Origin of the sequence: Paracoccus zhejiangensis, assembly GCF_002847445.1 — a bacterium.
GTDB classification, from domain to species: domain Bacteria; phylum Pseudomonadota; class Alphaproteobacteria; order Rhodobacterales; family Rhodobacteraceae; genus Paracoccus; species Paracoccus zhejiangensis.
Genome location: NZ_CP025431.1, coordinates 60,669 through 80,530, shown reverse-complemented (window position 1 = coordinate 80,530; position 19,862 = coordinate 60,669). Strand labels below are relative to the sequence as shown.

Genomic DNA, 19,862 nt, shown 5'->3' with positions numbered 1-19,862 from the left:
CCGCTGCGTCCGGCGCTAGCTGATCGCCTGGAACTCGACCCGGCGATTCTCGTCGGCCCGGGTGTTCTCGGCGTTGAAGGGGAAACGCTCGCCCATGCCAAGCGCCTCCAGCCGCGCGGCGTCGATTCCGCATTCCTCGGTCAGGAAGCGCACGACCTCGTTGGCGCGCAGGACCGACAGACGCTCGTTATAGTCGTCGCTGCCGGCGGTGTCGGTATGGCCGACGATGCGGAAGACCTGCACATCGCTTTGCTTCATCGCCTCGCAGATCTTCTGCATCTTCGGCTTCTCGTCCTCGGCCAAGGCCGCGCTGTCAAAGCCGAAATTGATCTGCAGGTTCACCTGCAGCTCGGGTGCCAACTGCCCGAACACGACCGGCTGAACGGTTTCCGGCGCGGCGGTCAGGGGCCGATTCGGATCGGTCGCCGAGGTTGCAGCGGCGGTTTCGCTGGTCGCCGCCGTCTCGGCAGCGGCAGGGGTCATCGACACGGACGCGCCGGCATCGGGTGCGGCGGCTGCGGTCGCGGGGTCGTCGATGGTCACCAGTTCAAGCCCGCGGGTCTTGCCAAGCGGGTTCGTGCCCGCCTCGTGGAAGACCTGTTTCTGCTTGTTCCACAGCCCCAGCAGATCATCCACGGAGAGATCGCTTTGCGCGGCGGCGGGCAGGGCCAGCGACATCGCGCAAAGCAGGGTCGAGAGGGAGACGAGGGGTTTGAAACGCATGTCGGCACCGAATAGGGAAAAGTTTTGATATGGCCGGTTCGTAGGTTATCATTAATCCAAGTGAAATTCAGCCAAATTCCGAGGTTCTGGATGACCCCCTTGTCCCGGCAGGAAGGCACGCGCCGCCAATGACTGGGCCGATCACCCGCCAGCCCGCGATTCTTCCCGGCAGCTCGCCGATGGTCTTCCGCGGCAGCGGGCTGACCCATGTCGGCCGGGTCAGGGAAAACAACGAGGACGCCATCCTGACCGATCCCGGCGGCGCGCTTTGGGCGGTGGCCGACGGCATGGGCGGCTATGGCCATGGCGACATGGCGGCCGACATGGTGGTCGATCGCATCGCCGCGCTGGCCGATGACGCGCCGCCGGCGTCGGGGCTCAGGAAGCTGATCGAGGATGCGAACCAGATGATCCTGGCCCGCAGCGCCGAAGAGGGCATCGACCGGATGGGCGCGACCGTGGTGGCGGCGATGATCCAGAACGGCACGGCGACCGTGGCCTGGGTCGGCGATTGCCGCGCGTATCTGTGGCGCGGCGGGCATTTGCGGCAACTGACCAACGATCATTCGGTGGTGCAGGAACTGGTTGATGGCGGCCTCTTGCGTCCCGAGCAGCGCGAAAGCCACCCGCAGCGCCATGTCGTGACCCGCGCGGTCGGCGTCGGGACGCGCCTCGAGGTCGATACGATGACGGTGAAGCTGATCCTGGGGGACCGGCTGATGCTGTGCTCGGACGGTCTGACCACCTGCGTCAGCGATGCCGAGATCGCCGCCATCATGGCGCGGCCCGCCGATCCCCGAAGCCTGTGCCGGGGTCTGGCGCTGCGGGCGCTGGAAAACGGCGCGCCCGACAATGTCTCGGTGGTCAGCATCTTCGCGCTGGAGGCCGGCTGATGCGTCAGGGTGCCCTGATCGGCCCGATCATCGTGGCGATCGGCCTGGTGATCGCGGCCATCGCCTTCGCCGTGGTCGGCGCGCTGCTGGAAACCGCTGATGGCAGCGCGGAGCTGCGGTTGAACCGCAACGAGGCGGAACTGGCGACGCAGCGCAGCGATATCGAAAAGCTGCGGGCCGAGGTCCGCGATGCGCAGGTCGAGATCGAGCGCCTGTCCGAGGATCTGGCGCTGCAGGCCGCCCAGCCCCGCATGGCCGCGCCAGTGGCCACTGCGGGCGTGGTCCCCGAGGTGACGGCCGCCACCCCCGAACTTGGCACCGGCGACGAGGAGGTCGGGGATCACGGCGGCACCGCCCAGATGACCGAGGTGATGCGGCTGGCCAAGACCCGCTTCAACCAGGGTGTTACCCAACCCGGCAACCGGGTGATGATGGAGGTGCTGGGTCCGCCGCGCGACAATTACGGCACCGATTGCCAGTCGGTGACGCAGCCGCGGCTGAAAGCCCTGCTGGAAACGCGCCAGATCGGGCCGATCAAGGTCACCATGGTCAAGCCGGCGCTGGACAGCCTGGAACGCATCCTGGCCGAATTGCAGGCCAGCGAGCCCGACATCTACAACGCGCTTGGCACTGCCGGGGCGATGTGCGCGCGGCTGATCCGCGGTTCGCGCACGGCGGTCTCGAACCATTCCTGGGGCACGGCCATCGATCTGAAGCTCGAGGATCAGCTGGACGGCTTTGCCGATGGCGGCACGCAATTCGGGCTGCTGCTGCTGGCGGAACTGTTCAACAAGGAAGGCTGGTTCTGGGGCGCGACCTATAGCCGCGAGGATTCGATGCATTTCGAGGTCGGCGTCGAGACGCTGCGGAAATGGCAGGCCGAGGGCAAGCTTTAGGCGATGGCGGCCAGACGCAGAGAGCCCTCGCCCCTTGATCGCGCCGCCGCGCCGGTCTTGCAGATGATCGACGATCTGGACCTGCGCGCCCGGCGCGGTGCGGCGCGGCTGATCGACGAGGCGCAGGGGTTGCTGGACCGATTCGAGACGGATGCCGCGCGGGGCGGCACGGCGAAACCGGCGCTGAAGCCGGCGCGATACGGGCTGGCGGTGCTGCTGGACCACCGGGCGCGGACGCTGGCGCAGATCGATCTGGCGACATGGTCGGTGCTGGCGCGGCGGCAACTTTTCGACGGGCGCGACATGTCGCTGGCGCGCATCCGCGAATTCCAGCGCACCGCTGCCGCGCAGGGCGAGAGCTTTGCCGACCTGGAGCAGTTCCTGCGCGGGCTGTTGACGCGGGCCGATACCGCCCGCGATGCCCATCGCCGCAAGGGCAGCGGCGGCTGGGGCTGGAAGGTCGCGGGTTTCGCGCTGGTGCTGGTTCTGGCGCTGGTCGGCTATGCCGGCTTCCTGGAATACCGCTATCACCAGCGAATCAACGCCAGCTTCGAGGCCGAGGCCTTGGTCATCGGGCTGGACCGCCCGCGCAGCGGTGCCGACCTGGTGCGGCGGCTGGATGACATGCGCGCCGCCGTGGGCCGGGTGTCGGACGCTGCGGTTCAGGCGCCGCTGAAACGGCTGGTCAGGCTGCCGTACTATGACAGCGAGAGCCGGGCCGAGGCCGCCTATGCCGAGGCGGTGCGCGCTCAGGTGCCCGGTGCCATCGCCGCCGGGATCGAGACGACCATTGCCACCGAGGGCGAGGGGCTGGTGCTTTACGATGCGCTGCGGGCCTGGTCGGTGCTGACCGGGCAGGACAGCTGGACCCCCGGCTACCTGGCCGGCTGGCTGGAAGATAACGGTGCGCGTGTCGGGCTGGCCGGGTTGGGCGCGCATGTCGGCCCGCTGGCCGGACCCGATACCAGCCTGACGGCGGGCGACAGCGAGTTGCGCGATCAGGCCATGGGTTTCGCCGCCGAGATTCCCGAGGCCGACCGTGCCTGGCTGGAACTGCAGCGCGCCGACCAGATGCGGGCGCTGCCGGCCTGGTCGCCCGAGGCGCGGGTGCCGGGCCTGTCGCAGGTGCTGCTGCGCCGATCGGGCCTGCCGATGGGAACGCCGCTGCCGGGCCTCTTCACGCAGGAGGGCTGGAATTACGCGCGCGACTATGGCGTCGGCGTGGCGGTGCAGAAGGCGCGGGCGATTGCGCCGGTGGTGCTGGGCAAGACGCTGCCCCCGGACAACGCCACCCCCGACCTGCTGATGGGCCGGTTGCAGGAGCAGACCATCGCCGCATGGAAGGACTGGCTGGCCGATCTGCGCGTCCAGCCCTTCGCGCAGCGCGAAACCGCCATCGTGGTCTCGGGCGCGCTGGCCCGGCCCGACAACCCGCTGACCCGGCTGTTCCGCGAGGTCTGGGTGCAGGTCGGCGGGCCGGACCGGCAGCGCGGCCATGACCAGCAACTGCAGCTGGCGCGCGAGTTCGGGCCGTTCATCCAATATGTCGAACAGGGGCGGATGGCCGAGATCTCGGCGCTTTTCGCGCAGCTGAACGTGGCGCTTGGTGCGATCGACCTGGACCAGCGCCGGGGCATGGACCGTCTGATGAGCATTGGCGACCGGGCGCGCTCGATCACCGCGCTGCAGGCGGCGCCGCGCATCGTCGTGCAGATCGCCGAGGATGTGCTGGCGCAGTCTGCCAGTCCGCAGGCCGCCGTGGCCGAGGCGGGCGGCAATACCCTGACCCGGCAATGGCAGCAGCAGGTCTTTCCCGCCTGTCAGCAGATCGTCCAGGGCCGCTATCCCTTTGCCGATGGCGGGGCGGATACGACCACGGCGGAACTGGCCGGATTGCTGGGGCCGCAGGGCACGCTGAGCCAGTTTCTGGCTGCCAATGCCCTGCCGCTGCTGGAGACCGCGGAATCGCCCTGGCGCTGGAAGCCCGAAGCGCGGTTCGAGGGGCTGAACCCCGAAAGCGCGCTGTTCTTTGAACGCGCGGCGCGGATCTCGCAGGGGCTGTTTGGCAGCGCGGGTGCGCTGGACCGGCCGCTGACGTTGAGTGCGCTGGCCGAACGTGGCCAGACGCTGGTGGCCATCGGCGGGGTCGCGCAACCCGTTCTGGCCAGCGGCGCGCCGGTGCAGCTGGTCTGGCCCGGCCCATCGCCCGATCAGGGCATCGAGGTCAGCTTCCGCGAGGGTACCGATGCCGGGCGGCTGGTGCATCCGGGGCCATGGGGGCTGCTGCACCTGATGGACACGCTGCGGCTGCGGCTGCGCGACGAGGGGGCGCGGGTGCTCTTGGATCTGCGCAGCGATACCGGGCGGGTCTTTCTGGAGATGATCTTTACCGACAAGCTGAATCCGGTTTCCGTGCGCGCTGCGATGCGGGGATTTGAGTGCCCGCCAAATCTGTGACGATATTTTTTGGCGCAACGTTTCGTGAATTGGATAATTCGCGATATCATCCGACGGCGCGTATTCTGCATCGCAGACGCGGTTAATGAAGGGACGGAAAAATGTCGACGGAACGTTATGCCACGTTGCAGACGCCCCTGGCTTTCGAAGGGTCGCTTGCATCCGGGAACCTGGCAGATTTTCGGGGGCTGGCCTTTCTGTCGATGCGCGGCCACGACATGCTGAGCCAATGCTTCGAATATGACATCACCGCCGTCAGCGGCAGCCCCGACATCCTCGCAAACGATCTGCTGGGCGAAGAGGTGACGCTGACCCTGGGCATCGACACCGGCGCCTTGGGCGAGCCAAGGATCTTTCACGGCATCGTCGACAGCTTCCGATTTGCCGGGCTGGCATCCGAAGGCTGGCTGTATCATCTGGTGCTACGCCCCAAGCTGTGGCTGCTGTCAAAGGCCACCAATAACCGCATCTTTCAGGAACAGACGGTGCGCGAGATCGTCGAATTCGTTCTGAATCAGCATCAGGTCTCTGGTTACGACTGGCATCTGAATGGACCCCTGCCCAAGCGCGAATATTGCGTTCAGTATGGCGAAAGCGATCTGAACTTTGTTCAGCGCCTGCTGGAACACGAAGGGATATTCTATTTTTTTCGCTTCGAGGAGGGTAAGCATACGCTGATTTTAAGCGATTCAGTGCCATTGCTGAAAGATACCGGCGCCGACCCGATTGTGTTGCGATACGGGCACGAGCTGCCGGACACCAGGTCGCAAGGCGGCCAGATCGTGAATTTCAGCCGGGTCGACAGCGTGGTTTCGGGAAGTCATCTGCTGACCGATTATGATTTCGAGAAACCCTCGGCCGATCTGACCGCGCAATATGAAAATGCGCTGTCCCACAAGAACAGCGCCGGCAAGCGTTATAGCTATCCGGGCAATTACATCGAACACGGGCGCGGCGATCTGCAGGCCAAGATTCGCAATCAGCAGGATCAGGCCCATGCCTTTCTGATCACGGCGCTGTCGAACTATCCCGACCCGGCCTCGGGCAGCGTCGTCACGGTCACGGAATTCCCGCGCGCCGCCGAAAATGCTTCATTCGCCGTCGAGCGCGTGGATTACGACATTCGCGGCGGCCGTTTCCGCTCGCTTGCCTGGCAGCAGCGTGGTGGCGAGAGGGGCGGCGAAGGCGCCTTGACCACCCTGTTCCGGGCCGAGGAAAATGCGGCGCTTGGGGCCGGCCGCTTTCTGTCGATGCAGGAATTTCAGGCCCGCGAGGCCGGTGATGGCGGCTTTTCGGCCATCTACCGCATGGTGCCCTCGGATCATGAATACCGCCCGCCGCGCCTGACCCCGCGACCGGCGATGAAGGGCTTGCAGACCGCCGTGGTGGTCGGGCCAAGCGGCGAGGAAATCTATACCGACAAATACAGCCGGGTGAAGGTTCAGTTTCATTGGGACCGCCTTGGCGGGCGGAACGAGAACAGCACCTGCTTCATCCGCGTCAGCAGTGCCTGGGCCGGGTCGGGATGGGGCTTCATCCAGATCCCGCGCATCGGGCAAGAGGTCATCGTCGATTTCCTCGACGGCGACCCGGACCAGCCGATCATCACCGGCCGGGTCTATAACGCCGAGCAGATGCCGCCCTATGCGCTGCCCGGCAATGCCACGCAATCGGGCTGGAAGTCGAATTCCAGCCCCGGCGGCGGCGGCTGGAACGAGCTGCGCTTCGAGGACAAGAAGGGCAATGAAGAGGTCTATTTCCAGGCCGAGAAGGACCATAACGAACTGGTCAAGAACAACGAGGCCCGCCATATCGGCAATGATTTTTCCGAGGAGGTGGTGCATGACGCGACCCAATGGGTGGGGCATGACCGGACGGAATCGGTGGATAACAACAAGTCCACCACAGTGGGCGTCGATCGCACCGTCAGCATCGGCAACAATGATGACGAGACGGTGGGGGTCAACCGCTCGCTGACGGTGGGCACGAACGAGACCATCTCGGTCGGCTCGAACTCGACCGAGACGATCGGCGCGAACCACAGCCAGACGGTCGGCTCGAACCAGACCATATCCATCGGCATCGCCCGCACCGACACGGTGGGCGCGGCCGAGGTGCGGACGGTCGGCGCGGCCCAGACCAACACCATCGGCGCGGAACGCGCGGTGACCGTGGGTGCGGCGCAGCAGCACCTGATCGGCGCGGATGACAGCTGGACCGTGGCCGACAACCAGACGATCAACGTGGGCATCGACCGTTCGGTGACGATCGGCAAGAACAGCAGCCTGACCGTGGGCGAGGCCAGCGTCATCAGCATTGGCAAATCCGCCAGCGAGTCGATCGGCGAGGATATGGCGATCAAGGTCGGCAAGGACCTGATCATCGAGGCGGGCGACAGCATCATCCTGAAATGCGGCAGCGCCGCGATCGCGATGAAGAAGGACGGCACCATCAATATCGAGGGCAAGGATGTCACCGTCACTGGCTCGGGCAAGATCAACGTCAAGGCCGATAGCGACGTGACGATCAAGGGCAGCAAGATCAACCAGAACTGACCGCCACCGGCTCTGTCGGTGGCTGACCCACCGCCCAGATCAAGGGCGGGGTCAGCGCGGTCTGGCCCGCTGCCACCGCAAGCGGGTCCAGCACCGCGGCCAGGTCATCGGCATCGAGATCGCCCCGGCAGGCGCGGTCCAGCGCCGTCAGCGCCTGATCGGCCCAGTGGTCGATCTCGGCCTGCCCGGCGGCGGTGGCCGGGCTGACGGCGGCCAGTGGAAATTCGCGGCCCGAGGTGTCACGGCTTGGCAGGATCAGCAGCGCCAGCGCCTCATCGCCATGGCCCAGCAGCGCCCGGAACCCCCCGGCGGGCCAGTCCTCCGGCTGCCGGGCCAGCGGCGCCAGCATCCGGGTCAGCCAGCGATCGACCATTGGGCGGGCGCCGGGCGGGAGGCCGCGCGTCACGAAATCGCCGCGCGCGGGCAGCTTGCCGAAGAACCCGGTCGCCACGCCCCTAGAACCCGACCGGGCAGCTGAAGCCCGAGAACATGGTCAGGTCGAAGGGGTTCTCGACCGAATTGGCGCGCAGGTCGAAGCTGGAGGAAAAGCCCCGCGCCGACAGGCGAAGCGCGAAGACATCGGGCTGCGCGGTCTTCGACAGCGCCCCGCCCCGGATCAGCCGCAGGAACGCCCAGCTGCCGCTTTCCGAGCTGATGATCTCGGAGGTGCCATCGACCGGCGCGAAGCTGAGGGTGATCATGTTGGTGCCGTCGCGGCCGGGCCAGGTCATCGGTTCGGGCCGGGTGGCGGCGTTGAAATAGGTCAGCACCTGGCCATCCACGTTCAGCGTCACCCGGCTGGCATTGGCCGAGAGGTCGGTCGCCTGCAGGGTAAAGGCCATGACCGGACCCGAGCCACCGGGGAAAAGGGCATCGCGCATCGAGCGCGCCCGCTCGAACGGGGCGAGCAGGCTGGCGTCCAGTCCGAAATCGGCCCGCCATTTCCACGGCCTCACGGTGCTGTCGACATAGGCGGCAAGGTTGTCGTTGACGAAGCCGTCGATCAGCCCGCCCGGCCCGAACAGGCGCTGGAAATCCTGCGTGTTCACGTCGATGGCCGAGCCTTGGTCAAAGGGATAGCGCCCGCCCGTGGCCGAGCGGCAGAAGGGCAGCACATCGGCCCGCCAGCGCGCGTTCAACTGGGCGATGACGGCCTCGCGGGTGACGCTGATCGTGTCGCCGGCGATGCCCGCCACCCATTTGTCGATCGGGTCGGGCAGGCGCGTCGCCTCGTTCGCGATGGTGCCGGTCAGCTGCGGCAACCCGCCGCGCGCCAGCAGCGCCGATTGCGGATCGGGGCTGGCGGCGACGGTTTGCAACTCGTTCGACAGCGCCGCCAGCGCGGCCACGGCATCATCCAGCAGCGGCGGTGCGCCGTCGACTTCTTGCACGGTGCTGCGGATGGGGATGAAATGCTCCGAGACCGGCAGGCCCGGCGGGGGTGGTGGTTCTGCCGCCGCATCGCCGCCGCTGCCGGCGATCCTGACGCCGGTCTTGACCAGCTTGCCGATACGGCCCAGCTTTGACACCGCCTTCATCCCGGCCTTTTCCGCCGCCGCGTTGTCGCCGCCTTCGGCCTCGGGCGTTTCGGGCGGGCGGGTCAGGTCGGTCTCGGCCACGACCGAAAGCAGCAGGCGTTTCAACGCGCTGTCGGCGGAGGACAGGTCCTTCAGATTGCTTTGCGCATCGGTCAGGTCGGTGATCGGGGTCAGCCGGATGTCGCGCAGGAAGCCATCCCACTGGGCGATGAAATCGTCGTAATAGAGCTTCAGGATATCGGCCTGCAGCTTTTCCTCCGAGGCTTCGGCATTCTCGTTGCAGCCGCCGGCAAAGACCGCCCGGTCCAGCGCCGCCTGCGCCGCCACCTCGGGCAGCAGCGGCAGGACGGTGCTGTGGAAGCCGTCATAGGTGAAGGCCCCGGGCAGCCCGTCGCGCAGGGTCTTTTCCGACAGCCGGGTCAGCACGCGGGCGCCGTTCGGGCCGGTTTCTTCGGCCGGAACCCATTCCGGCAGGCCGGCCACCGTCGGGTTGGACAAGAGGCTGCGATAGGCGCGGACTGCCAGCGGAATGGTGCAGATGCTTTGCAGCGCCACCGAGACCAGTTGCGCGTCGGGTTCGATCTTGGCTTCCTCGGAGCGCATCCGGTCCAGCGCGGCCAGCTGGTGGTCCAGGCTTTCCTCGGTCGGGAAGGGGTCGATGGGGGCATATTCCGGCAAGGCCACCTGCCACCAGTTCGACAGGAATTCGGCATCATAGGGCGCCTGCCCGGTCAGCATCTGATAGGCTTTCAGCGCGTCCAGCAGGAATTCCGGGTCGCGGCTGTGGCGCCACATGGTCGCCTCGACCATCGCGACCATGCGCGGTTCAAGGATGTTCCGCAAGGTGCGGTCATAGGCGATGGTATGGATCTGGTTCAGCTCGGGCAGGGCGCCGGGACCGGCCAGCGTCAGCGGGCCTTCGGGGGCCGGGGTGGCGGCCAGCGCGGTGGCATTGGCGGCCTCGAGCGCGAGGTTCAGGTCCAGCGGATCGGTCGGTGCCTCGCGCGCGGCGACATTGGCCAGCCGCGCGGTCAGGTCGGTCAATTGCCGCTCCTGGTCGCCAAGCGCGCCGGTCCAGCGCAGGAAGGAAAACAGGAACAGCGTGCCGAGCAGCACCACCGCTGCCGCCGAAGCCGCCAGCGCACCGCGCCACAGCCAGCGCCGGCGTTCCTCGGCGCGGGGGTCGAAACGGCCCAGCCCGGCCTCGGGGAAGATCAGTTCGGTCAGCAGGTTGCGCAGGAAGAAGCTGCGCTTCTCGCCATGGCGGCGCTGTTCCGGCACCGGCGCGGAGAGGCCGAGAGAGCCCGAGATCCCCACCAGCATCTGGTCGATGGGGGAACCTTCCTGCGTGGCCGAGGTCAGGTAGATGCCGCGCAGCCAGGGGCTTTCCTCGTAGCGGCTTTCGCCGAAGGCCGCCTCGATCAGCACCTTGAGCGGCGCGGTCAGTTGGTCGAGCTGCGCGGGAAAGCGGAAGATCGCGGCGCGCTGCGGCAGCGGCAAGTCGTCGGCGATGCGGTCCACCAGCCGGGTTTCCAGCGCCGCCTGCAGGGCCTGCATCTCGCGATCCACCGTCAGCCCGTCGATGCGGTCGGCGGTGCCAAGGGTCGCGCCCCAGACCTGCTCGCGGTCGCGGGAATTCAGGTCGCCAAAGAATTCCTCGAACCCGGGGATCAGGTCGGCCTTGGTGATCATCAGGTAGACCGGCAGTTTCAGCCCGGTCTGCTCGCGCAGCTCGGCCAGCCGCTTCCTGATCTCGCGCCCATGGTCGCGGATCGAGCTGTCATCGCCCGCCAGTTCCTGCACCGACAGCGTCAGGATCACCCCGTTCAGCGCCCGCCGCCCGCGATGCCTGACCAGCAGGTCCATGAAGCCCTTCCACTCGGCGGCGTCCACCTCGGGGTCGGATTGCTGTTCGACATAGCGGCCGGCGGTGTCGATCAGCACCGCGTCCTCGGTAAAGAACCAATCGCAATTGCGCGTGCCGCCGACGCCCTTCAGATCGTCGCTGAGGTCGATGGGGAAATGCAGGCCCGACTGGCGCAGCGCCGTGGTCTTGCCGGTGCCGGGCGGGCCGATGATCACGTACCAGGGCATGTCGCGCAGGAACTTGCGGCTGCCGAGCTTGGAGCGTTTCATCTGCTCCAGCACGCCCTGGAACTTGCTCTGCACCTCGGCCAGGTTCTCGTCGCCCGGACCGCGCTTCGCCTCGGGCGGCGGGGCGGCCAGTTCCTGCACGAAGACACGGTTGGCCCGCGCCGCGCGCATCTGGCGCAGCAGCATCGACAGCAGCCACAGGATGATGATGACCCCGATGACGATGATCCGCGTCAGGTCCGAGGCCAGCGGCTGCATCTCGCCGAACGAGATCAGCGGGCCGTAAAGCCAGATCAGCACGCAGAGGATGGTGACCCCGATCAGCGTCCACAGAAAGCGCGAGAACAGGAAGCCCAGGATTTTCTTCAGGACGGCCATCACCTAGACCTTCTTCTGCAGGATGATCTCGACCCGGCGATTGCGCGCCCGGCCCTCGCGGGTGGCATTGTCGGCGATGGATTCGGTGGCGGCCTTGCCCTCAGAGGTGATCAGCCCCGCCGGCACCCCCGCCGCGACCAGAAGATCGGCGATCACCTTGGCCCGCGCCTCGCTGAGCCCCTGGTTCGACTTGAACGGGTTCGCGGTCTGCACCGGCACACTGTCGGTATGGCCGACCACGCGCACCGAGCCGATCAGCTCGGCATTTTCGGTGATGACCCCGGCAATCGAGGCGACCAGCGGGCCATAGCTGTCGTTGATATTGGCCTTGGCCGACTGGAACAGCTCGGGATTGGTGGATTGCACCACGACCACGGCGATCGAGACATCCTCGCGCCCGGTCAGCGCGGCTGCGGTGTCCTTGGGCGCGGCCTCGGCAAACAGCGGCAGCAGCTCGAACAGCAGCGGGTTGGCGGCCAGCGGCGGCGCGTCCGGCGTGCCGATGGCCGGGCGGAAGATCGCGGTGCGTTCGGGTGGCGGCAGCACGCCCGCCAGCGTGAACAGGTCCTCGCCGCGCCCCGAGAGCCGCAGCGACAGGCCGACATAGATGGCGGTGGTCAGGGCGATGGCCATCAAGGCCAGCGACCAGATCGGGACGATGAACTTGCGATCCTCGTCCTTGGCCTCGACCCCGCGCCAGTTGGGCGACAGCGGCGCATCCGCCGTATCGCGGTCATGCAGCACGCGGGCCATCTGGGCGCGCAGCCGGGCGATCTCGGCCTCGCCCGAGGCGCCGCTGATCCGGTGCTTGCCACGAAAGCCAAGCGACAGGCAGAGGAAGACCAGCTCCAGCAGCTGCGGGTCGCGTTCGGGATAGCGCAGCAATTCCTCGGCCAGGTCATAGAAGCGGCTGCCGGAATCGACATTGCCATACATCGAGGCGACGAGGGGCTGGCGCGGCCAGCCGCTGGCGCTGCCCCAGGGCGTGTTGATCGCCACATCGTCCAGAAGCGCGCCGACGAACCAGGCGCCCTGATCGGCGCGGGTCAGCGGCACGCCCAGGGTCACCGCCGCGTCGCGGGCATGGGTCAGGTTGTCCTGCAGCCGGGTGCGCAGCACGTCGGGATTGTCGGGGGCGACGGCGCGCTGCAATTCCGGCGCGATCCCCAGAAGCGCTGCAAAGGCCCGAACCAGCGGGTTGTCGCTGGCGCGCACGGTGCGCAGCGGCGCACCCCGGGCCGCGTCGGCGGGGGTCGCGGGTCGAGCTTCGCCGCCCGCACGCCGCGGACGGACCCGGGTTCGCCCGGCGTCCGCATCCAGCCCAAAGGGATCGTCATTGGTCATTTCGGCCCTATCGGTTCACGGCATAGCAGTCGATCTGCGGTTCACGCTCCAGCTTGCCCGCCACGCCCAGCACGAATCCCGGCGCATCGGCCAGCGCGGCGTAATGTTCGGACCCCCGGTCCAGCTCGAGGCACAGCCGGTCGCCGTCATAGGGGATCTCGCGCGGTTGCGAATTCAAGGGCTTCAGCGGGATGCCCGGCAGCTTCGATTTCCACAGCTTGTCGAAATCGCCCGCCGCACCCACCGTCGCCTGATCGACGAAGATCTTGCGCAGCATCGCCTCGGACAGGTCGCCGCCGATGCGCAGGACGATGCGGCTGGATTTGATGATCTCGGGATTGTCGATGCGCACCGTCCAGATGTTCTCGGAATGGCGCGAGACCGGCAGGGCGCGCGATTTCGGCTCGACATGGCGCAGGGACAGCATCAGCGAGCGCAGGGTATCGGCCAGCGCGGTATAGGCCGCCTGCGGATCGGCATGGTCATAGACCGGCAGTTCCGTCATCCGCCGGGCCGAGGCGCCATAGGTCGCCATCTGCCCCGCCAGACCGGCAAGTTCGCAGATCAGCTCGGACGGGTGGCAATCGTCCTGCGCCAGAAGATGCGCCAGCCGGGGCCGGGCGCGGTTGGCCAGTTCGAGGATCAGCAGGTTCTCCATCGAGGCGCCGGTACCGCCCAGCACCATCGAGCCATGGGCGTCGGCGATCCGGTCGAGCCCGGTCACCATCTCCTTGAGGAATTGCCCATACCAGGGCACCGCCCCGATATGCAGGGCGGGGGCAAGGAAACCGTCATCCAGCGCCACCGCGCCCTCGGCGGTCAACCCGGTCAGCCGCGCCAGTGGCAGGGTGGTATAGCCGCGCGTTTCCTGCCCCGGCAGCAGCAGCGTGGGCGCCAACCGGGCGATCTCGATCTCGGTCGGCTCGGCGCCGCCGGCAATGGCATCGCGGATGGTGGTGAAATCACCGCGATAGCGCATTCCGGACGGGTCTTCATGGGCGGGGTCGATCTCGGCCCCGCCCGAGGTTTCAGAGGGAATCGCAAGATGGACCAGCCCGGCGGCGGTCTTGGCGGTGACCGGCACCGGCTCGATCGGCAGGCAGCTGTCGACCGCCGAGAAGATCGTGCCATCCGGCATGATCCCGTCGGCGATCTCGAGCGCGACCTGCCCGGCATCCAGCGCCGCCCGGTCGAGCTGCAGGGCCACGAAGCCAAAGCTTTGCAGCGGCGTGGCACGCAAAGCCTGCCGCACCAGCCAGCCGAGATGGCGGTCCTGCTGCTGCAGGTGCTGGGTCCGCAGATACAGTCCCTCGGACCAGACGACCTTGTTTCTATCCGTCATGCGAATCCCGCTGCTCAGCCGCCGCTTACCGACAGGCCACCCGATCCGACCGTGATGGTCACCGGGGCCGAGGCCGCCGGAACCGGGATCTTCTGGCGCGAGCTGCGCCCCGAGGGATCGCGGAAGCCTGCAGTCACGCCGATGGTGGTGACGCCCGCCTGCACGGTGATCGATGTCGAGGCGCTGGCCCCCGGTGCCAGAACGATCTGGTCGGCCTTGACCAGATCCGCGCCAAGCGCGGTCGCCGGGTCCTGCAGTGCCAGACCATCGGCGGCGTCGAACGCGCCCGTGCCCGAGAGCTGCAGGATATTCAGTGTCACCGGCCGGTCGGCGCCATCGGGACCGGGGTTCATCCCGGCTGACCCCTGCGCGGTGACCGCGAGGACCGTGGGTGGCGTTTCACCGGGGCCGCAACTGGCCAGCAGCAGCGCGGTGGCGCATGCCGCAAGCAGGGCCCGCCTGTCGAAATAGCTCGTCATCCTGCTAACTCCTTCCACTTTCATAGGCCTCGCGAAAATCGGCCCCGACCTCGCCGAGGAATTGATCCTCGGCGGAGCGGGCGATCTCGCGATAGCGCTCTTCGTAAAGGCGCCACAGCTTGGCGCTGCGGCCACCGGCGATCAGGCTTTCCAGAAGGCCGACATCGGCCATCGCCTTTTCAAGTTGCTCGGGATCGAACCGGTCGATCATCCGGCGCAGGGCGGTCTGCAAGGCGGCCCACATGCGCAGCTGATGGTCGGTCAGGTCACGGAAGGCCTCGTTTAGTGCCTCCTCGGGGCCCAGGTAGCTGCGGCCGCGCGGCTGCAGGAAACTGGCCAGAACCTCGTCGGACGTGGCGAGGAATTTCAGCGGATTGACATTGGCCCCGGCAACGATGGTCTGCGCCACCCGTGCCCGCTGCTTGGCCATCGCGCGGGTCCGCAATTGCTGCATCAGCCCGTCGACCAGAATCCGCATCGACCGGCCGATCTGCTCGGCCTGCTGCGCCGGATCGCCGGCGAATTGCGCCGGGTCCAGACCCATGCCGCGCAGCAGCGCCTCGTAGGCATCGCCGCCGGTGCTTTGAGGTTGTGGGGATGGGGACTGGTCCAGAGGCGCGCGCGCAGGGGCCGGCTCTGGAACCTGGGGCGCGGGGTCGGGCCGCGCCTCAAGCTCCAGCTCTGGCTCCGGCGCAAGGGCGGGCGGCGCGGAAAGGACCGGGGTGGCCTCGATGGCCTCGGTCCGGTCGGCTGCCGCTTCCTCGCGCGGGCGGCCCCAATCGGCAAAGAGATCGGGCGCGGCGGCCGGGGTCTCGACCGGCACGACGGGGGGCGGAGCCGGGGCGACAGGGGGCGTGCCTGCCAAAGCCGGGCTGTCGAAATAGCCGCCACCCGTCCCTTGCGGCGCGGCGCGTGCGGGTGTCGGCGATGGTGAAGGCGCTGGCGCCGGCTGGTCGAAGGCCCGGCGCAGATCGAGGCTGAAGGCATCCTCCTGATCCAGCGGCTTCGGCGGTGCGGGCGGGCGCTGGCGTTCGTGGCTGCGGGCGCTGCTCGACAGGCCGAAGGGATCAGGCAGGTCCTTCGGGCGGGGCGCCGGCTCTGGCGGCAGCGGCTCGTCCTCGCGACGGCTGAAATCGAAGACCATGCCGCCGGTTACAGGCGCGCGCGGTGCGGGTCCCGCCGTTACGCCCGAGACCGCCTCGACCCTCAGGACGAAATCGCCCATGCGCAGGCGCATTCCCGGCTCGATCGGCACGGCCTTGCTGGTGCCGACGGGGTTCGCGGCATTGTCGATGAAGAGGCCGGTGCTCGAGGCATCGGTCGCCATCACCCTGCCGTTCTGCTCGGTCAGGATGCAATGCTGGCGCGAGACGTACATGTCGGGATCGTGCAGCACCCAATCGGCATCGTCGCTGCGCCCGATCACCAGACGCCCGCCGGAAAAGACGCGCTCGGTCACGCTTTGGGCATGGGGCGAGGATTCTATGACCAGTCTTACACTCATGCCGCACCTTTCATGCCGGCTGCCGAAGTGTCCCCGTTGACCCGAGTATAGCAGAGATCATCGGCATCGCGGCCCTTCATCGGATCGATCCACGTGGTCAGGCCAAGGCGGCAGGCACCGAGCCGGGCGTGGGGGACCTCATCCGCGGCCAGGATCAGGCGCACGTCGAAATCGATATCGTTGCCCTGCGCAAAGACCAGCGCGTGGCGCAGCCGCGCGCGGATCTGCGGGTCATCGGTGAAGCGGTCGAACTCGGCCCGCGACAGGGGGCCAAGCCGGATCTCGGCGCGCGACTGGCGGTCGAAGCGGCGGGCCCCCACCATGGCCCCGGCCCCAAGATGGTTGTGCTGCACGCCCACGCGGGTCTGCAGGTGGTCGGGGATGTCCAGCCAGACGCCGACGAATTCCCCCAGCGTCACCGGCACTCCCAGCACCGATTGCAGGAACGAGGTCAGCCGGTCGGGTCCGCGCACCTCCTGCGCCAGCGAGGTCGCGTGCCTGAGCTTCGAGCCGTCGAGCCGCGCATCATCGCCCCGGCTCCCGGGCAGGCCGATCCCGGCCAGCGTGCGCATCATCGCCACCACCTGGCCGCCATCGCCATGGGCCAGCTGAACCGACGAGCGCGCATCGCCCCAGGCCCGCCAGTAAAGCGCCATCATCCGGTGCTGCAGCATGTTGATGAAATCGAGGAACGAGGTATCCGCCGAGGCGCCGCCGCTTTCCGCCCCGGCGAACCATCGGCTCGACTGGCGGGCGATGATCCAGCGGGTCAGGTGCAGGGGCATCGGGCCTTCGGGGCCGATCAGGCCCAGAAGATTGACGGCGATGCGCGGCGGCTGGCCCTCGCCGCCCGGGGTGAATTCGGCCAGGTCGCTGACCGCGAAGGATTGCCGTGGCTGCTGCGACAGTCGCGCCGGCTCCGTGGCCGCGCCGCCGGCCCGGCCAAAGCGCAGGGTCGCGGTTTCGAGCTGCCGCAGAAGCTCGAAGAAATCCATGTTGGCGATCTCGGGCGCCGACGCCTCTGCCGGACCGGGGGTCAGATCAGTGCGCGGGTGCCGGTCGTCATCGGCCATACCACCTCCAATTGTGACTGAACCAACCGCGTGCGGGTGCGGACAAAGGAATTGATCGCCGCCTGCCGGCTGAACAACCGCGCCAGCAGCGCCGACAGCAACAACTGGCTTCCGCCGGTCAGCAGCGCCTCGTTGATATCCAGCGTGATCTCGGTGCCATGGGCGAAGCACAGCGGACCACGTATTTCGAGCCGGTCGACCACGGCGCGCGAGGTGACGCGGATCAGCGCATCGCCATGCTGGGTCAGCGCCGGATCGCCCCGGTCGGCGTAAAGCCGGATCACGGCGCGCAGCGGTTCGGCATCCTTGTCATCGATGGCCAGCGACAGGTGGTTGAGGCTCAGCTGCGCGATCCAGCGCCAGGTCAGGTCATCCATCCGACGGTCATCGGTCGCGCCCGAGGGCAGGCTGGCACGCAGCGAGGCGCGCGGCCGCCGCATCGGACCCAGAAGCTTGACCTGCTGGACCGGATCGCCGGTTTCCAGCGTCAGGGTCGGGCGGTCGTCGAGGATCGGCAGGTCGCGATTGGTGCAGAGCGCGCGGATATCCAGCTGGGTGATCGGCGCCACCTTCGGCATCCCGGCGGGACGGGCCACGGTGATATAGAAATCATCGCCGGAATAGCTGGACCGGGTCTGCCCGCGCCGCACCTCTTCGGTATCGGGGCGGCGGGGGCGGCGCTCGGTGCTGTAGACATGGCCGCTCTCGGCCCGCGCCTCGACCGAGATCAGCGGCGAGAGGCTGGCCTGCGGTCCCTCGACGGCAGCATCATGGACACGCTGCAGGCGGAAAATCTCGAAATCCTTGGGGCGGGTCCGGTCGGCATGGACCAGGTGCGCCGAGCGGCCCTTGCGCAGTTCGACGATGTTGCATTCATGCTCGAAGAGATTGACCAGCGGCGTTGCGAACAGGCGGAAATCGCTGGCGGAAACACCCGCCAGTTCCGGGCGCTGGCGCGCGAAAAGGATCACCACCTCCAGCGCCATGCCGACCTGCGTGCAGGCCCGCACGCTGCGCGCGAGGCCGTTCAGCCGGGCGAAATGGAACCGCTCGGGCATCAGGAAATATTCGCGCAGCAGGCGATAGCCCTCGAAGGACTGGCGCACACGGGGCAGCAAGGCCTCGTCGTCCTCGATGCCGACCATGGTGGGCTGAGCGATGGGGGCGAAGACCGCCTTGCTGTCGGCGGGCCGCGCCACCGCCCCCGCGCCGAAACCGAAGATCGCGTCAAAGATCACGCCGCCGCGCTGGCCCGCGCCGAAGAAGACCGGCAGCGTGTCGAGCGACAGCTCGGACAGCGGGCCGACGCCCCGGCGCGCGATCTTCAGCCGCAGCCCGGCATTGGCTGTGCGGGCCACCCGTTCGGACAGGCCGGCCTGCATCAGCGCGCCCTTGTCCTGCAGGTAATCCGCCGAGACCAGCCGCAGGGGCCACATCTGCACCGCCTGCGCCGTGGTATAGGTGCAGCGAGTCCGCGTGCCTTCGCGTAGGGCCGAGACCAGCCGGGTGCCGCGGCGCACGGCATGGCCGTCCAGCATGACATCGACCTGCGGACCGGGCGCAAATTCCGCAATCGTCATCGCCGGCGCCGGCCCCGCCAGATCGGGGTAAAGCGCGTCGATCATGTCGCGGACATGGCGGCTGGATTCGGCATCGACCTTTAGCCGGGTGCGCGCCGCCAGGAAGGCCACGCCCTCCAGCAGCCGCTCGACATAGGGGTCGGGGCAGGGGATCGCATCCATCGACAGGTTGCGCGCGACATTGGGATGCAGCGCCGCGAACTCGGTCGCGAGCGATCGGATATGCTGCAATTCCTCTTCGTAATAGTCGAGGAACACCCGGTCCATCACCGCTCCTCCATCGAGGTGACAGCGCGGCCATTGTCCAGATCGATCATGGTGGACAGCCGCAGTCGTTCCGGCACCGGCGACAGCATCAGCAATGCGTCGATCTCGATTCTGAGACCGGTCTTGTCATTGGCCGAGACCTTGACCTTGACGCTGTCGCGCTTCAGCCGCGGCTCGAAGATGCGCAGCACCTCGACCAGTTCGCGCGACAGCACATCGGGGTCGAAATCCGAGCCGTGCCGACCAGAAAAGGACGGCACGCCGTAATTCACCACCGAGCGGCGGACCTCGGGGTAATCCTCGAGCAGTTCCTCGGGCAGGGTGGTGGTGGTCAGTTCGCGCTCGCTCAGCAGATAGCTGGATTCGAACCGTTCGATGTTGAACAGCATCTCGATATCGCGACGAACCGCTTCGCGCAGCACATCGGGGGTGACGATGACGCCACCCTCCTCCAGCCGCTGCCGGCGTCGATCCAGCGCGGCCAGCTGATACGCCCGCCGCCGGGTCTCGTCATCCAGCGAGTCGTCGGCCTCGATCGTCCGGGGGCCGTCGGACAGGAGCGCATCCACCGCAGCCTCGCCGCCCAGTTTCCGGCCAAGCTCGCGCCGCAGCGCGGCCGACTCGGCGCCCAGCCCATGCAATTCGTCCACGAGGCGGTCCCACAAGGATGGTTGAACCGCCTCGCGCAGGGATGGCTGCATATCTGCCCGTTCCGCCACCTGTCAGCCTTGCCCGCAGG

The 19,862-nt window shown here is 67.6% G+C and carries 14 protein-coding genes; 4 read left to right on the top strand and 10 right to left on the bottom strand.

What is annotated here, in order from left to right:
* Positions 1–15: 15 nt before the first annotated feature.
* The gene (locus CX676_RS19720) at positions 16–723 is read right to left on the bottom strand and encodes an OmpA family protein (protein WP_232816705.1); all 708 of its coding nucleotides are present in this window, start codon (positions 721–723) and stop codon (positions 16–18) included.
* A 128-nt stretch (positions 724–851) separates the two neighbouring features.
* Between CX676_RS19720 and CX676_RS19715 the strand changes: the two genes are divergently transcribed.
* The 4 genes from CX676_RS19715 to CX676_RS19700 all read left to right on the top strand — a co-directional run bounded on the left by CX676_RS19715 (position 852) and on the right by CX676_RS19700 (position 7,524).
* A complete protein-coding gene (locus CX676_RS19715) occupies positions 852–1,616 on the top strand; it encodes a PP2C family protein-serine/threonine phosphatase (RefSeq protein WP_232816704.1) in 765 nt (254 codons plus the stop codon).
* Positions 1,616–2,512, top strand: coding sequence for a M15 family metallopeptidase (locus tag CX676_RS19710; RefSeq protein ID WP_101754509.1), 897 nt, complete (start codon positions 1,616–1,618; stop codon positions 2,510–2,512). Before CX676_RS19715 ends, CX676_RS19710 begins: the two co-directional genes overlap by 1 nt.
* Positions 2,513–2,515: 3 nt before the next feature.
* Positions 2,516–4,969: an ImcF-related family protein gene (locus tag CX676_RS19705; RefSeq protein WP_157936010.1), complete on the top strand. Its 2,454-nt coding sequence runs from the start codon at positions 2,516–2,518 to the stop codon at positions 4,967–4,969.
* Between the two features lie 101 nt (positions 4,970–5,070).
* Entirely contained in the window at positions 5,071–7,524 is a 2,454-nt protein-coding gene (locus tag CX676_RS19700; RefSeq protein WP_101754507.1) for a type VI secretion system Vgr family protein, read from the top strand.
* On the opposite strand, the gene tagF is transcribed toward CX676_RS19700, so the two are convergent.
* From tagF to CX676_RS19655, 9 genes are read right to left on the bottom strand one after another with little or no spacing between them, the layout of a single operon-like run.
* Positions 7,511–7,975 carry a type VI secretion system-associated protein TagF gene (gene tagF / locus CX676_RS19695; RefSeq protein ID WP_101754506.1) on the bottom strand — a complete coding sequence of 155 codons (465 nt, stop codon included), beginning with the start codon at positions 7,973–7,975 and terminating at the stop codon, positions 7,511–7,513. The genes CX676_RS19700 and tagF overlap by 14 nt on opposite strands.
* Positions 7,976–7,979: 4 nt before the next feature.
* Positions 7,980–11,534, bottom strand: coding sequence for a type VI secretion system membrane subunit TssM (gene tssM, locus CX676_RS19690; RefSeq protein ID WP_101754505.1), 3,555 nt, complete (start codon positions 11,532–11,534; stop codon positions 7,980–7,982).
* A 3-nt stretch (positions 11,535–11,537) separates the two neighbouring features.
* Entirely contained in the window at positions 11,538–12,878 is a 1,341-nt protein-coding gene (gene icmH / locus CX676_RS19685) for a type IVB secretion system protein IcmH/DotU (RefSeq protein WP_101754504.1), read from the bottom strand.
* A 7-nt stretch (positions 12,879–12,885) separates the two neighbouring features.
* Positions 12,886–14,220 carry a type VI secretion system baseplate subunit TssK gene (gene tssK, locus CX676_RS19680; protein ID WP_101754503.1) on the bottom strand — a complete coding sequence of 445 codons (1,335 nt, stop codon included), beginning with the start codon at positions 14,218–14,220 and terminating at the stop codon, positions 12,886–12,888.
* A 14-nt stretch (positions 14,221–14,234) separates the two neighbouring features.
* Entirely contained in the window at positions 14,235–14,699 is a 465-nt protein-coding gene (gene tssJ / locus CX676_RS19675; protein ID WP_101754502.1) for a type VI secretion system lipoprotein TssJ, read from the bottom strand.
* Between the two features lie 4 nt (positions 14,700–14,703).
* Positions 14,704–16,203: a type VI secretion system-associated FHA domain protein TagH gene (tagH, locus tag CX676_RS19670; protein WP_101754501.1), complete on the bottom strand. Its 1,500-nt coding sequence runs from the start codon at positions 16,201–16,203 to the stop codon at positions 14,704–14,706.
* Entirely contained in the window at positions 16,200–17,276 is a 1,077-nt protein-coding gene (gene tssG, locus CX676_RS19665; RefSeq protein WP_101754500.1) for a type VI secretion system baseplate subunit TssG, read from the bottom strand. Before tssG ends, tagH begins: the two co-directional genes overlap by 4 nt.
* The gene (tssF, locus tag CX676_RS19660; RefSeq protein WP_101754499.1) at positions 17,240–19,123 is read right to left on the bottom strand and encodes a type VI secretion system baseplate subunit TssF; all 1,884 of its coding nucleotides are present in this window, start codon (positions 19,121–19,123) and stop codon (positions 17,240–17,242) included. The genes tssG and tssF overlap by 37 nt, the downstream gene beginning before the upstream one ends.
* Complete coding sequence (locus tag CX676_RS19655) at positions 19,123–19,773, bottom strand: type VI secretion system baseplate subunit TssE (RefSeq protein ID WP_232816703.1); 651 nt, start codon at positions 19,771–19,773, stop codon at positions 19,123–19,125. Before CX676_RS19655 ends, tssF begins: the two co-directional genes overlap by 1 nt.
* Between the last annotated feature and the right edge of the window lie 89 nt (positions 19,774–19,862).

What these genes read in the sequence shown, in the direction of transcription:
- tssG (WP_101754500.1), bottom strand. Translation starts at nt 17,276, where the DNA reads ATGGCCGATGACGACCGGCACCCGCGCACTGATCTGACCCCCGGTCCG.
- CX676_RS19715 (WP_232816704.1), top strand. Translation starts at nt 852, where the DNA reads ATGACTGGGCCGATCACCCGCCAGCCCGCGATTCTTCCCGGCAGCTCG.
- tssJ (WP_101754502.1), bottom strand. Translation starts at nt 14,699, where the DNA reads ATGACGAGCTATTTCGACAGGCGGGCCCTGCTTGCGGCATGCGCCACC.
- CX676_RS19705 (WP_157936010.1), top strand. Translation starts at nt 2,516, where the DNA reads ATGGCGGCCAGACGCAGAGAGCCCTCGCCCCTTGATCGCGCCGCCGCG.
- icmH (WP_101754504.1), bottom strand. Translation starts at nt 12,878, where the DNA reads ATGACCAATGACGATCCCTTTGGGCTGGATGCGGACGCCGGGCGAACC.
- CX676_RS19700 (WP_101754507.1), top strand. Translation starts at nt 5,071, where the DNA reads ATGTCGACGGAACGTTATGCCACGTTGCAGACGCCCCTGGCTTTCGAA.
- tssM (WP_101754505.1), bottom strand. Translation starts at nt 11,534, where the DNA reads ATGGCCGTCCTGAAGAAAATCCTGGGCTTCCTGTTCTCGCGCTTTCTG.
- tssF (WP_101754499.1), bottom strand. Translation starts at nt 19,123, where the DNA reads ATGGACCGGGTGTTCCTCGACTATTACGAAGAGGAATTGCAGCATATC.
- CX676_RS19720 (WP_232816705.1), bottom strand. Translation starts at nt 723, where the DNA reads ATGCGTTTCAAACCCCTCGTCTCCCTCTCGACCCTGCTTTGCGCGATG.
- CX676_RS19710 (WP_101754509.1), top strand. Translation starts at nt 1,616, where the DNA reads ATGCGTCAGGGTGCCCTGATCGGCCCGATCATCGTGGCGATCGGCCTG.
- tagH (WP_101754501.1), bottom strand. Translation starts at nt 16,203, where the DNA reads ATGAGTGTAAGACTGGTCATAGAATCCTCGCCCCATGCCCAAAGCGTG.
- tssK (WP_101754503.1), bottom strand. Translation starts at nt 14,220, where the DNA reads ATGACGGATAGAAACAAGGTCGTCTGGTCCGAGGGACTGTATCTGCGG.